This is a genomic window from Polyangium sorediatum, from assembly GCF_029946465.1.
GTDB classification, from domain to species: Bacteria; Myxococcota_A; Polyangia; order Polyangiales; family Polyangiaceae; genus Polyangium; species Polyangium fumosum.
Genome location: NZ_JARZHI010000008.1, coordinates 196,158 through 209,443 on the forward strand (window position 1 = coordinate 196,158; position 13,286 = coordinate 209,443).

A 13,286-nucleotide genomic window follows, 5' to 3' on the forward strand; every position below is an offset into this window, starting at 1 on the left:
CCCCCTCGACCCCGGACCAGGCACGGCCTGGACCGAGGATGGAAGAACTGCGCAACGCGCAGTTCTTCCAACGGGCCGGTGGCAAGACCATGGAGGTGGGTTTCGAGCCGGCGACGGGCACGCTGCCGGCTCGACATGCCGCGCCGTGGTGGGCAGGATCGTCGCCAGTCTTGCCACCGGCTGTTCGATGAACTGCGCGGAGCGCAGTTCATCGACCCCGGGTCCAGCGCCTCGCTGGTCCAGGTCCAGGGGTGGACAACCCCTGGTGGGGCCTGGGGCAAAGCCCCAGCCAGCGCGGTGCCGCGACCGTCAGAGATCCATCTTGAGCAGCCGGCCCTCCGGCTTCGAGGCGTCGAGCAGCGGGAACAGGAGGTAGGGCTCCTTCTGCATTTCCTTTGGCGGCGGGGCTGTCGTGGTCACGACGTACTGGAAGGCGAGCGACCCGTTTGCGCTCTCCTCCAGGTGGCGTGCGTAGAGGAACAGCCGCTCGTAGATGCGCCCGTCCATGTCGGCTTCGCGTGGGCCGTCGTGGACGAGCAGCCCTGGGAGTTGACCGTGACCGTCCATCGAGAGCTTCATCGCGGCGAGGTCGAAGGCGAGCAGCTTGATGGTCTGCATCGCTGCGCCGTCTCGCTCACCTCGGTCCTCGACGCGTAGCTCCAGCCGCCGGCCCTTCACCTCGACGCGTGCTTCCACGTGGTCGCCGAGCAGCGCGCGCACGACGTCGCGGAACCGCTCCGAGATTCGCGCTTCGGCCTCCTCCTGCTCGCGCCGCAGCGCGGCTTGCCGCTCCGAGGAGGCTTTCACCTCGTCCGTCACCACGGCGAGCCGCTCCGTGTTTGCGTCGGCTTCGCGCTCGGCGGCCGTCATGTAGTCGTAGAGCCGCTCGACCTCCTCGATCGAGGCTCTTTCCCGCGCGATGCGCTTCTCCTCGGCGGACAGCGCGCTTCGCCGCCGCGTGTGCTCGGCCGCCGCTTCCTTCTGCGCGGCTCGCGCCTCCGCGAGCGTCCGCTTCGCTTCCATCACCGCCTCGGCGAGCGCCTTCTTCCCCTCGCGCGTCATCGGCGCTGCTGCCGGATGTGAAGCTGCGAGCGGACATCCCTTCGCCATCGCCACGTCGAGCGGCACGCTGCACAGGCCTGCGCGCATCGGCAGCGGCGCGGGCGTGCCTTCATCGGCCTCCCGCTTCTTCTCGCTTGGCCGCTTTGCCTCCTCGCGACGCGCTTCTGCCTCGCGCAGCGCTTCGACCCGCGCGCCGCACGCCTCGGCTGCTTGCTGTGCGGCGCCTTCGGCTTGCTCCACCTCGAGCGCTTGCGCCGCGAGCGCCTCCTCTGCGGCTGCCAGGCTCGCCTTCCGCCTCGTCACGGTCTCGCGGAAGCGCGCGGCGAAGAGCGGCCCCGCGTCGTTCGTGTCGTCTTCGACCCCGAGCAGCCGCGCGAGCCTGCGCCGATCCTCCGCGGCCCGATCTGCCAGCCTCGGCGCCCTCTCTTCGAGGCCTTGCTTCTCCAGCGCGAGATCCTCGTAGCGACGTTGCGCCTCGCTCTCCTCGTCCGACATGAGCGCGCAGAGCGCTCGCAGCACCACGTGCCGATCGTCGAGCACGAGCCGCGGGCTCTCCGACTCGCTCGACGGATCCCGCCACTCCACGAGCCCTGCGAACCGCGACTCCTGATCCCGCGTCAGCCACGGCAGCACGTGCTCCCACGCGATCGGCTCCCGCTGGTGCGGCAGCTCCTTCACCGGCACGGGCTCCATCACCACGCGCCGGATGTCCGCGAGGAAGTCCTGATAGCCGCCGCGCCCGCGCTCGGCGAGCGCCTCGGCGAACGACAGCCCGCGCGCCGCGAACGGATGCAGGCCGAGGCCAAAGGGCCGCCCCACGATCCAGCGCTCGTCCCCGACGACGATCGTCGCCACGACCCAGCCCTCGGGCAGCGCTTCGCGGATCTTCTCCTGCGCGCGCGTCGTGCCGAAGCGCTGCTCGCCGAGCAGGTAGCGCAGCATGCGGCAGAACGTCGTCTTGCCGGCCGTGTGCCCCGTGATTTGCCCGTCGCCCAGCCGGTTCTCCACGTCCTCGGGCGTGGGCGGGGCCCAGAGCACGTTCAGGCCTTTGCGCAGCGTGAGGTGCCGGAGGATCGAGGCCTCGGACGCGTCGTACTCGCGGAGCAACCAGACCTCGGCCACCCAGACGAGCGGCTCGGAGCGGCCCATCTTGATCGGCGCGGACGGAGGCGGCGGGGCGGGGGGCTCGAAACCTCCGAAGAGGTCGAGCTGTTGCATGCGGCGCTTGGTCATGACTTCGAGGGCGGGTGCGCGACGCTACCCCACGTCTTCGCGACTGTCTCTCCGGAAAGGTGGTCCTCGGGCCGCGGCCGCGCGCCGGCTACTCCTTCAGCGCGAGCAGGGTCCGATCGAGCGCATCGGCCATCTTGGTGAGTTCCTCTACCGTCACGCCGAGCTCCTTGCTCGCCCTCGCGTCGGAGACGGCACCATCCTCCACGAGCAGGGCCGCGTACCGCTGCGCGAGCTTCGTGGACCGCTGGAGGGTCCCGCGCAGATCGAGGGAGAGCTCCGGGTCGTTCATGAGCCCTTCGAGTGAGGCGAGCACGCGGAGCGCGCGCACCTGGCCGGGCGCCTCCTTCGTCTTGCCCTGGAGGGCCCCGAGCATGGGGGAATCGTCGTCCTCGTCGTCGTCCTCGTCGCCGTCGAACCCTGGCAGCCCGCGTTTCGTCTCGATCCGGGCGAGCATCTCCTCGACGGGGACGAGCGGCACGTCGTTCGGGAAGACGAGCGCGCCTTCGCCGGCGCGCGGCAGGAGGTAACGCAAGGTCGAGACGAGGCCGCGGCAGGGGCCCACCTCGAGGTCGGACGCCTGGTCGAGGGTGATGACGGACTTGCAGGCGCGGTAGCGGGCGAGGATGGGCTTCGGGAGCGGGCGCTTGGCGAGCGCGTACGCGGCCTGGAGCTCGGCGACGGGCGGGATCTCGCCGCCGGCTGCGACCTCGGGGACCGTCTCGTCTTCGTCGATCCGCTCGACGTGCTCGTCGATGTAGGCCTCGAGGTGACGTTCGTACTCGTCGGCGAGCGCGGAGAGCGCGCGGGGCGAGAGGGGGCTGTAGAGGAACCAGGTGGCGCTCACGAAGCCGTCCCATACCACGGGACGGGCTCCGCGCGAGCGGAAGCGGGCGGGGAAGCGCTGCTCGGGCGGGTGGGTCCTTCCTCGGCGGGGGGGTTCGAGGCGGATCGCGGCGCGGCGGGCAGGGCCGGGGGCTGGTTCGTCAGGACCACCTGGCGCGCTCGTGGATGGCCCGCCGCGGCATCCTGGATCACGCCGCCGGAACGCATGGAACGTTGCGAGGCCCCTACGCCGCGGATAGCTTGCGCGTGGTGAACGAAGCGATGGCCAGGTTTTGCTGGTACGAGCTCAGGACCACCGATACGGGCGCGGCGCAGGCGTTTTACGCGGACGTGCTCGGGTTTCAGATGCGCGACACCCCGGGCGGCAGCGTATTTTTCCGTGGGGATCAGGCGGTCGCCGGATGTTCCCCCTTGCCCGAGCGCGCCGCGGCCCGGGGCGCTCCGGCGCATTGGCTCGGGCATATCGGCGTGCGGGATGTCGAGGGCCTTTCGCGTCGTATCCTCGCGCAGGGAGGGGAGCCGCTCGGACCGACGCGCACGCTGGAAGGCGGCGCGACGCGCGTGATCCTGCGGGACCCGTTCGGCTCGGTCCTCGCGCTCGTCTCGCCGGGCCACGCCGCGAGCACGGGCGTCGTCGTGTGGCATGACCTCAACACGCGGGATCATGCGCGCGCCTGGGCCCTCTATTCCGAGCTCTTCGGCTGGAAGGCGACCGAGACGGAGGAGCTCGATCCGGAGTTCGGCGTGTATGCGAAGTTCTCGTGGGACGAAGGGGGCGCGAGCGTGGGCGGCATGGTCAGCAGCGCGCGGCTGCCGCATATCCATCCGCATTGGCTCTTTGCTTTCCACGTGGAGGACCTCGACGAGGCCCTCGCCAAGGTGAACGCGCGCGGAGGCAAGGTGCTCACCCCGCGGAAGCTCCCGAGCGGGGAGCGGATCGCGGTGTGTGAAGACGCGCAGGGCGCCGCGTTTGCCCTGCACGCGTCCGCGCCGCGCGCCTAGAACATCGCCCGAGGCGAGATCGCTTCGTGATCTCGCCGAGCGCCGAACGGGTCAGCGCTCTAGAACCTCGAGTGGTTCCAGGGATCGGTCTGCGGCGGGAGGTCCGGCGCCCCTGGATACGTCCGGATAGACAACGCAGGTTTCGGGCGCGCGAGGGTGGGAAAGCGTTCGAAGGGGCGCGGGCGAACGTGACGCGCGGGGGTTCGAACGTTCGGAGACCCTCGCGCGACGGTGACGCGCGGGTGTTCCGACGTCCCGACAGCCCGAGGCGAACGTGACACGCGGGGGGTCGAACGTTCGGACGGGCTCGCGCGACGGTGACGCGCGGCGGTTCGACCGTTTGGAGACCCTCGCGCGACGGTGACGCGCGGGTGTTCGAACGCCTGGAGACCCTCGCGCGACGAGGACGCGAGGGGGGTCGAACGTTTGGAGACCCTCGCGTCAGGGCGGAAGCACACCGATGCGTCGTGCCGCACGCGGCGCAGGTGTTCGGCACCAGCCACCGAGGCTCTTCCGCCCCCCCTGCCGCGTCCGCCCCCCGCGTCCGCCTCTGCTTCGGATTCCGCCTTCGCTTCTGCCTCCTCGGTGGTAGAGCATCCGCATGCGCGTGATTTCCATTCATCGAACGAGCCCGGCGGTGCTTGCGATCGCCTTGGCGATGCTGCTCGCGGCCGCGCCTGCCTGTTCGCGCTCGCAGGAGCAACCGAGCGGCGGGGCTGTCCCGACCGCTGCCCCGAGCGCGACGTACACGACGCGCGGCAAGGTGCGCGCGATCGGCGAGAAGAAGGACAACATCACGATCGCCCACGAGGACATCCCCGGCTACATGAAGGCGATGAGCATGATGTTCGAGGTCGCCAAGCCCGAGCTCCTGCGCGACGTGAAGGTCGGCGACGAGGTGTCGTTCACGTTCTCGGACCGCGACGGGCGCCTCTTCATCGAGTCGATCACGCCCGCGGCCCCGAAGTAGTCAGGGGGTGTCTCGAAAGGCCCGTTTGTCTCGGCCTTTTTCGACCCTCGACGTCACAAAAACAGCCTGTTCCCCGCCACTTCCCGTGGTATCGTCTCCTGTGTGAAGCTCTTCGCGCCCGGTCCTTTCCAGGCTCATCAGCTCCGCTCCGGGGATCCGTACGAGCTCTCGAAGGGTCATCCTGTCCTGTGTCTGCCGACGGGCGGGCGCGGCGCGCGGGCGAACCTGCTCGGCGGCACCGTGCTGGAGACGGATCCGGCCGTCGAGCAGGCGGGTGTGGACGCTGGATTCACGCCGGAGCCGGGGATGATGCGGGCGCCGGACGTGGCCGTGGGCAACGTGCCGGACGTGGCCGGCTGGGTGCAAGGTGCGCCGCCGCTCGCGGTGGAGTACGCGGATCGCGGCCAGGACGAGGAGGAGCTGCAGTCGAAGATCGCCGAGCTCCTCGCGGCGGGCACGCAGCACGTGTGGGTCGTGCGGCTGACGGGCCCGCGAAGGGTCGAGGTCTACACGCCGGGGCCGAAGCTTCGGACCCTGGGGCCGGGTGAATCCCTCGTGGCGCCGGGCATCCTCAAGAACGCGGTCCCGGTCGAGGCCCTGTACGACCGCGAGGCCGCGCACGAGGTCACGCTGCGCAACCTCTTGCAGCGCCGCGGCTACGAGAGCCTGGAGGCCGTGCGGGAGGTGGGGAGGGAAGAGGGGGAGCGCACGGGCCAGCTCGCCCACGCGCGGGCGGTCCTCCGCCGGCAGCTCGGCAAGCGCGGGATGACGCTCGACGCAGCCCAGGACGCGCGCATCGACAGGACGGCGGACCTCGCGACCCTCGACCGCTGGCTCGATCAGGCCCTCGTCGCGAAGACCGCCGACGAAGCCCTGCGCTGACCCTTCACGGAAACGTCCCGCACGGCGTCGTCGATTTCCCCTCGGACCACTCGGCCGGCAGGGGCCCGGCCACCTTCACGGTGAACGTCGCGTTTCCCTCGTTGTTGCGAGGGTCCGCGTCGTTCAGCCCCACCCACACGAGCCCGGGCGTGCGGGCCACGAAACGCGCGCAGGGCGCCACGATCGCCCCCATCCGCGCGTCGCCGCCGCCCACCACGGCAATGCCGGCGCCGTGCGGCGCGGACCGGAACGGCTCGTTGTCGAAGTTCGGGTCGTGCGGCTCGTTCTCGAAATACCCGCGCGGATCGATCCACGCGCCGCGCCCCGTGCCGATCCGGTATTGCCCGCGCGCCGCAATCTCGACCACCTCGCCCGCGCGAATCGGCCGCAGCGACACCAGCGCGCCGCCGGCTTGCGCCGTCACTGCCGCCTCGGCCGTCTCCATCGGGTTCGTATACGCCATCACGGCGAGATCCATCCGCATCACGCCCCCGCCGCGCATCGAAAACACGGGCCGCGTCGCCTGCGCCGCGAGCAGCTCCTGCCGGCTGAGCTTCACCCCGCCGATGATCTCCGCAGACGCCCCGTCCCGATCCACCACCGCCAGCGTGATGCCCTCGGCCGGGATCGAATTCGTCGGGATCACGAATTCGCCGTTGAATGTGGCTTGCATGGCGTCGTGCGCGGTCGGCGTCTGGTAATGGGCCGCGTTGCCCACGCCGAGCAGCACCACGAGATCGGGCAGCCGCGGGTCGGCGTTCGCGGGCCGCGGGCGCGGATCGATGGGGCAAAGGGCCTCGGCTCCTTTGCCCGTGATCGGATCGGTCGTGGCCATCACGCGGCCGAGCATGCCGCAGGCCGTGCCGTCGGTCGGCTGGGGCTCGATGTCGTCCCAGGGCACCTCGGTGCCCGGCCGGTACGGCGTGACTTCCACCGTGTCGACACGGACGACGAGCCAGGGAGGCTCCTTCCAGGCACTCGGGGTCCCGGGCTCCCCCATCGGCTCGGCGCAGGCCGCGGCGAGGAGCACGAGCGAAACGAATCCGATCCGGCGCATGCCCCACCGTACGCCAGAACGAGCGGGAAGGGTAGGGGACGCGCCGCCTCACGGCCCGCAGAGCGCGGGGTTTGGCGCGGGCGGGAGCGGGTACGCCTCCGTCGCTGCTTTGGCGAACTGGCACTGGAGATCCTCGGCCTTGCACCCGCCCTGGCTGATGCAATTGCCGTTCGCGTCCGTGCCCTGGCAAAGGCAATTGGTGTCGCCCTCGGGGCAGATCTCGACGAGCTCCATCATCCCCATGTCCTCGTGGTTCAGCTTGTGGCAATGCAGCACGAACTGGCCCGTGAACTTGCGGAAGTTCGTCAGGATCTGCCGCGGCCCGTCCTCCGCCTGCACCCAGAACGTGTCGCGCCAGTGCGGGAAGTTCGGCTCCTTGTTCGAATCGTTCGCGCAGACGAGGTACGGATTGATGTGAATGTGGAACGGGTGCCCGTCGAACGCGCGGATCTCCCATTTCTCCGTCGTCCCCACCTCCATCACCCGGTCGCTGCGGTACCCCCAGGCGCGCCGATCGTCGAAGCGGCGGCAACTGATGTTCGGGGCGGGGCAAAAACACGTCGGCGCGTCCGGATCGATGCCGTGCATGTGGTCGCCCGGATCACACGAGCCGAGCTCGGCGGGTTTCTCCGGGTCGGGTTTTTCCCCGGGCGTGGGGACGAGCAGCGCGATCTTCTGGTGGATCTTGTCGACCGATTCGCAGCTCGCCTGCACCATCTGGCCGTCGACCTTGCCCATGAACGTCGTGGGCGGGGCGAGGGCCGCGACGGCCGACGCCTCCGGCATGTTCGTCTCCGTCGGCGCTCCGTTTTCCGCATCCACGTCGAAGATCGCCACGAGGCTCCCGAGCAGATCGGACGGGCGCCGCCCCACGAGGCAAAGCGTCGTCTTCTCGGCGGGCATCTTTACGAGGGCCTCGATCCGATACCCGGGGGATACCCACATCGTATCGCTCACGTAAAACTGCGGCAGCGTGATGCCGTCGCGGGCGATCTGCGTGATCTCGATCGGATGCAGCACGTCGAACGATTCGCAGGTCGGATCGTCCGAGGGGTGGAGCTTCATCCCGAGCTCGTTCGGCGTGCCGGCGTGCACGATCCGCAGACGCTCGACCTGGTTCGGCGAGGTCTTGATGTGCGGCAAGAGCTTGCCGCTCACGAGCGTCGGCTTCGTATCGTTCTCCGCGCCCTCGAAATCGTTCGCCGAGAGCGTATCCTCACTGCAAGCCTCGCCGTCCGCGAGCGGCCGCGTCGACTCGACGTTGATGGGCACGCCGCCGAGGACCATGATTCGCTCCTTCGCCTTGGCGATGCCCGGCACCTCGTCGAGATCCCCCTCGATGACGAGCGCGCCCGCGGCCCCGTTCGTCACCTGAATGGCCGTCGAGCCGTGGATGTGCGGGTGATACCAGTTGAACCCCTCGTGGTGCGGCCCGTCCTCGTCGAGATCCCAGCGGTATTGCGCCATTTCGCCGGGCGGCACCTCGTGCAGCACGTCGTCGGCGTGGTACCGCGCGTCCGGGCCGCAGCCCGATCCCTCGCAGGGGTCTCCCGCGGCGGGCGTCGCGTAGTTCGGCTGCACGTGCGTGCCGTGCGCGTGCAGGTTCGTCAGGTTGAAATCGTGGCACGTGACCGCCGACGTATTCGCGGCCCCGGCCACCAGGCGGTAATCGGAGCGCTTGAAATCGTTGTGGAGGTTGACCCGCACCTTGCGATCGGCGCCGGCCGGCACGCGGATCGTCGGGCCCGGAATCGAGCCATTGTAGGTCCGCAGGCAATACCGTTTCCCGCCGATCTTCACCTCGCTCGGCGCGAGCCGGAGCTCGTGGACCCCGGCCGCGTTCGGGGCGAGCTCCGGCGGGTTCTCGAAGATCTCCGGCGGACCCGCGGGCGTCGCGGCTTCGTCCGAGCAGCCGCCGAGCGCCGCGCTCAGCAAGAGGAACGCGCATCGACCTGCGTGATGCATTGGTAAGCCAAGGACCGCTTGTTTCATCTCATCCCTCCGCTCCCGGCTCCGCGCGCCGGTGGTTCGTTGCTTTCGAGCTGAACGAGAGGGAGTGTAAAAGATCAGGCGTCCTCTCGGATGGCCAGAGGTGGTCACTGGATGGCCAGGATCTGGTCATCGAGGAGGCAAACTCTGGCATAGTCGTCGTCACGCATGGATCCCCACCGCCTCGTCGCATCCTGGCTCGACGGCCGCGCCCGCGTCGAAAAGGACGGCGCGCTCGTCCTCGGGCCGCCGAGGAGCGCGGGCCTCTCGGGCAAGCTCCGCCGCGCCTACACGTGGATCGCCACGCAAGCCCTCGTGTGCCCGTACCTCGACATGGAGCTCGGTGAATCGACGACGCTCGGCAAAGGCGAAGCGCGCGTCGACCTCGGCCGCGCCGCGCACGCCTCGTACGTCCTCTTGCCGCTCCTTTGCCTCGTCACCTCGCAACGCCTGCTCTTCGTCGGCGCCCCGGGCCGCGGCAAGACCACGATGGCCACGATCATGGCCGCGCTCGCCGGCATCCCCCTCGACGAGATCCGCCGCATCGTCCAGCACGGCCATCCCCAGCTCACCACGGCCGATCTGCTCGGCAGCCCCTTGCCCGCGAGCCTCGTCAAGGCCGAGGCGTCCGGCGAGATCCGCGTCGAGTGGCGCCGCTGGATCGGCAAGCGCGTCAAGATCATCGACGAGTACAACCGCATCCCCACGAAGACCCAGTCCGCGCTGCTCTCGCTCCTCGCCGAGGGCTACGCCGAGAGCTTCGAGCAGGTCGCGCTCGCCGGCAAATCCGCCTGGTACCTCACGGCGAACGAGGATTCCGGCGGCGGCACGTTCCAGGTCATCGAGGCCCTCAAGGATCGCATCGACGCCGTCGTCCGCGCGCCGCCCTTCCACGCCCGCTCGCTCGACGCCCTCGCCGAGCGTGTCGCGACAGCCCGCCCGCCCGAGACCCGCATCCCCGCCGACGTCGTCTTCTCCGCCGACGAGCTCGATCGCGCCGAGGCCGAGATCCGTTGTGTCCCGGTCCCCGCGCGCGTGCTCGACGTGCTCGGCTTTTTCGCCGGCCAGCTCGATTTTTGCCGCCGGGCCTCGGACGTCCTCGAATACCGCAACAAGGACACGCTCCACCTCGCGGGCAAGAAGGTCGCGCACGTCTGCAACGAGGATTGCCCGCTCGACAAGAACGTCCACGTCTGCACGCAGACCGAAAATGGCGTCTCGGCCCGCGCGCTCCAGGCCATCCTGCTCTTCGCCAAGGCCCTCGCGTATTTCCGCGGCAAGAGCGAGGTCTCCGTCACCGATGTGCGCCTCGTCCTGCCGTTCACGCTCTTCGACAAGCTCCGCCCGAACCCGCAAAGCGCGTTCTTTCAAAAGGCCGAAGCCCGCGTCCTTTTGCTCGACCGCGCCACCTGGATCACGCGCCTCTTCGATCAAGCCGCCGTCCAGCACGCGGCCTACGCGCCGCTGCGCGAGGGCGTGCGCGCGCTGCAAGCCGAGGCCGAGGCGAGCGCGCTCGGGGTCACCACGGCCGAGCTCAAGCGCCGCGTGGGCAAGGTGCAGCGCGCGATGGAAGAGCTGCTGAAGCGCGCCGATCTCTCGGGGCCGATCTACGAGGATCTCGTGCTCCTGAAGAGCCTCCACGAGAGCTACCAACGCAGGCTCGCGGCCGCCGAGCGCCTGGAAGGAGGCGCCTCGTGACGGATCTCGAAGCGCTGGCGACACATCATCTCCGGGAAGGCGAACGCCGTTTTTCCCGGTGGGACGGCGCGCTTTTCGAAGCGCTCGTCCTCGGCCCGGGCAAGCGACTCGCGGGGAACCTCGACGGCTCCGAAGCCTCGCTCCGCATCTTCGAGGCCTGGCTCGGGCTCGTGGTCGAGGCGATCGGGCTCGGCTACATCCGCCCCGGCGTCGTGGGCGAGGGCGAGACGCCGCGCGCGCGCAGGCCCGAAAACCTCGTGGAGCTCCTGTTCGTGGACGTTCTCCCGGACAAGCTCCCGACGCTCCCCGTCGAGACGCGTTTGGGCTTGCTCGCGAAGGCGTGGAACCTCGGCGAAGGCCTCTTCGGCGAGCCGCCGTGGCTCAACCTGTGTGTCGCCGCGGCGATGGCCGCGCCGAGCACGTCCTCGAACCCCGGCGCGCTGCTCGACCTCGAAGGCCGGCTCCTCAAGATCCTCGACGCCGCCCTCGCGCCGCGCGCTCGCTCCACGTGGAAAGGCCCGTTCTCGGTGCGGACCGTCGATCTGCGCGAGGTCGAGTCCGCGTTTCTGCCGGGCCGCGTGCATTTCGGCGCGCCCACGCTCGTCTGCGTCCACGATCGCAAGCGGCCCGATCTCGCCGCCGGTGTGCTCCTCGGCGCGCGCGGCGCCCCGAACCTCGCGTTCCGCTCGCCGTGCCTCGCCGACAAGATCGAGGCCGATCCGAGCTTGCCCACGGTCACGCTCGGGCAAGGCGTCGTGTACGTGAGCGACACGCGCGTCCCGCTCCCGCACTGGAAACGTGGGCACAGCGTCGCCGCCTCGCGCGCGGGCCTCGTCGTCGCGACCGCGCTCGACTCGCAGCGCCTCTGGCTCGTGGAGAGCCCTTGAGCGCAGAGGAGCGCATCACCTCCCTCGCGGCGCGCGCCTTCCCCCGCGCGCGCGCCCGGTACTCGCCGTATCTCCTCCTCGGCGAGCCCGTCGTGGATCCCGAGGGCGAGACCTTCGCCCGCATCGACCTCACCTCGCGCACGATCCGCCTCGGCGCGCGCCCGATCACCGAGGCCGCGCTCGAAGACGCGCTCGAAGCTTTGATCGCCCACGAGATTGGCCACCACGTGGCGTTCCCCGGCAGCCCCGTCGAGCACGCGCGCCTCCTCCTGCTCGAACGCACGTTCCTTCCGCGCCTGCCGCGCTCGCTCACGGGGCCATTTTACGATCTGCTCGTCGACGAGAGGCTCGGACAGGGGGGATTGCCCTCGATCGAGGACGATCTCTGCCGCATCCTCGCGGCGCGCGGCGCGCGCTCACCCGACGACATGCTCTTCACGTTCCAGCGCGCTGTGATGGAAGAGCTCTGGCAACGAAGGGAAGGGGAGCTTCTCGGGACAACCGCCGCCGCATTCGAGCGCGCCTTTCCGGACCACCGCCTCGACGCGAAGCTCGTCGCGCAAAACCTCTTCGCGTTCGCGCCCGACGTCACGCTCCAGTACCTCTATTTCGCCTCGATCGCCTGGCGATACGCCATGGCGAGCCCCGCGCCAAAACATACCGGCGGCGGCGACTGCGCCGAAGGCGAGCTCTCCGCCGAGGACCTCGCCGCGGCGCTCGTGCCGAAAAAGTCCGAAAAAGCGGCGATCGAGCGGGCGATCCGCGAAGGTTTTTTCCCGAAAGACCTGGCGGAAAAGCTCGCCGATCAGAGCCTCGAGCGCCGCGCGGGCGCGATGCCCGGCGACGGCGCGGGCAAATCCGAGCTGCTCACGACCGCAATGGCGGCCCATTACCGCCGCGAAGCCGAAAAGTATCTTTTCCGGCCGCCGCCCGCACGCGTCTGGGCCGACGCGCTCGTGCCCACCACGCACCTCGAATGGGAGCCCGGTGATCCGGTCGCCGATATCGACTGGGTCGCCACGCTCCTCCGCCGCGGCGAGACGCTCGGCGCCGCGATGCCGCTGCTGCGCGAGCGCATCGCCGACGAAGAAGGCCAGAGCACGCCGTCCTTCCTCGGCCGCACCGAGATCTACCTCGACGTCAGCGGCTCCATGCCCGACCCGAAGCGCGCCCTCAACGCGATGACCCTCGCCGCGCAGATCCTCGCGACAGGCACGATCCGCGCAGGCGGCGCGGCGCGCGCGCTCGTCTATTCGATGGGCCACGAAAAGGCGTGGGACTTCTGCCGCTCCGAGCGCGTGCTCTCGAAGTTCTTGATGCGCTACATCGGCGGCGGCACGCACTTCCCCTTCGACATCCTCGCCGCCTCGGTCGAGGAGACCCGCGACGAGCAGCCGATCCGCGTGGTCATCACCGACAGCGACTTCGACGCAAACTACGACGCAGCCCGGCAAAACGCGGCCATCTTCGCGCGCGCAGCCGAGCGCTCACCGGCCTTCGTGCTCCTCCTGCACGCGCCGAGCCGCGAGAAGGTGCGCCGCTACGAGCAAGCCGGAGCGCGTGTCGTCGCCGTGCGCGCGCTCGGCGATTTCCCGCGCGTCGCGGCGGAGCTCGCGTTCTCGTTGTTCGACGATCCAGGCACGACGAACCCCAGCGGATAAAG

Annotated in this window: 10 protein-coding genes; 6 read left to right on the forward strand and 4 right to left on the reverse strand. The window is 69.8% G+C overall.

The features are described from left to right. Positions 1-309: 309 nt before the first annotated feature. A complete protein-coding gene (locus QHF89_RS12775) occupies positions 310-2,295 on the reverse strand; it encodes a hypothetical protein (RefSeq protein WP_136968625.1) in 1,986 nt (661 codons plus the stop codon). Positions 2,296-2,383: 88 nt separating this feature from the next. Next, the gene (locus tag QHF89_RS12780; RefSeq protein WP_136968626.1) at positions 2,384-3,139 is read right to left on the reverse strand and encodes a hypothetical protein; all 756 of its coding nucleotides are present in this window, start codon (positions 3,137-3,139) and stop codon (positions 2,384-2,386) included. 248 nt (positions 3,140-3,387) lie between these two features. On the opposite strand from QHF89_RS12780, the gene QHF89_RS12785 reads away from it, so the two are divergent. The 3 genes from QHF89_RS12785 (at position 3,388) to QHF89_RS12795 (ending at position 5,992) form a co-directional block, all read left to right on the forward strand. Next, positions 3,388-4,140: a VOC family protein gene (locus QHF89_RS12785; RefSeq protein ID WP_284720421.1), complete on the forward strand. Its 753-nt coding sequence runs from the start codon at positions 3,388-3,390 to the stop codon at positions 4,138-4,140. Positions 4,141-4,741: 601 nt separating this feature from the next. Continuing rightward, entirely contained in the window at positions 4,742-5,110 is a 369-nt protein-coding gene (locus QHF89_RS12790; RefSeq protein ID WP_136968628.1) for a copper-binding protein, read from the forward strand. A gap of 102 nt (positions 5,111-5,212) precedes the next feature. Beyond that, positions 5,213-5,992: a Uma2 family endonuclease gene (locus QHF89_RS12795; protein ID WP_284720422.1), complete on the forward strand. Its 780-nt coding sequence runs from the start codon at positions 5,213-5,215 to the stop codon at positions 5,990-5,992. Between the two features lie 4 nt (positions 5,993-5,996). Here the strand turns inward: QHF89_RS12795 and QHF89_RS12800 are convergent, their stop codons facing one another. After that, complete coding sequence (locus QHF89_RS12800) at positions 5,997-7,049, reverse strand: C2 domain-containing protein (protein ID WP_136968630.1); 1,053 nt, start codon at positions 7,047-7,049, stop codon at positions 5,997-5,999. 48 nt (positions 7,050-7,097) lie between these two features. Next, positions 7,098-9,041, reverse strand: coding sequence for a multicopper oxidase family protein (locus QHF89_RS12805; protein ID WP_284720423.1), 1,944 nt, complete (start codon positions 9,039-9,041; stop codon positions 7,098-7,100). 165 nt (positions 9,042-9,206) lie between these two features. Between QHF89_RS12805 and QHF89_RS12810 the strand changes: the two genes are divergently transcribed. The 3 genes from QHF89_RS12810 to QHF89_RS12820 are packed head-to-tail and all read left to right on the forward strand — an operon-like array spanning position 9,207 to position 13,284. Beyond that, positions 9,207-10,736 carry an AAA family ATPase gene (locus QHF89_RS12810; RefSeq protein WP_136968631.1) on the forward strand — a complete coding sequence of 510 codons (1,530 nt, stop codon included), beginning with the start codon at positions 9,207-9,209 and terminating at the stop codon, positions 10,734-10,736. Continuing rightward, positions 10,733-11,623: a hypothetical protein gene (locus tag QHF89_RS12815; RefSeq protein ID WP_136968632.1), complete on the forward strand. Its 891-nt coding sequence runs from the start codon at positions 10,733-10,735 to the stop codon at positions 11,621-11,623. Before QHF89_RS12810 ends, QHF89_RS12815 begins: the two co-directional genes overlap by 4 nt. Further along, complete coding sequence (locus QHF89_RS12820; protein ID WP_136968633.1) at positions 11,620-13,284, forward strand: vWA domain-containing protein; 1,665 nt, start codon at positions 11,620-11,622, stop codon at positions 13,282-13,284. The genes QHF89_RS12815 and QHF89_RS12820 overlap by 4 nt, the downstream gene beginning before the upstream one ends. Positions 13,285-13,286 lie beyond the last annotated feature (2 nt).

Excerpts from the sequence above, each read along its gene's own strand:
- QHF89_RS12775 (WP_136968625.1), bottom strand. The coding sequence starts at position 2,295 with ATGACCAAGCGCCGCATGCAACAGCTCGACCTCTTCGGAGGTTTCGAG.
- QHF89_RS12805 (WP_284720423.1), bottom strand. The coding sequence starts at position 9,041 with ATGAAACAAGCGGTCCTTGGCTTACCAATGCATCACGCAGGTCGATGC.
- QHF89_RS12790 (WP_136968628.1), top strand. The coding sequence starts at position 4,742 with ATGCGCGTGATTTCCATTCATCGAACGAGCCCGGCGGTGCTTGCGATC.
- QHF89_RS12800 (WP_136968630.1), bottom strand. The coding sequence starts at position 7,049 with ATGCGCCGGATCGGATTCGTTTCGCTCGTGCTCCTCGCCGCGGCCTGC.
- QHF89_RS12810 (WP_136968631.1), top strand. The coding sequence starts at position 9,207 with ATGGATCCCCACCGCCTCGTCGCATCCTGGCTCGACGGCCGCGCCCGC.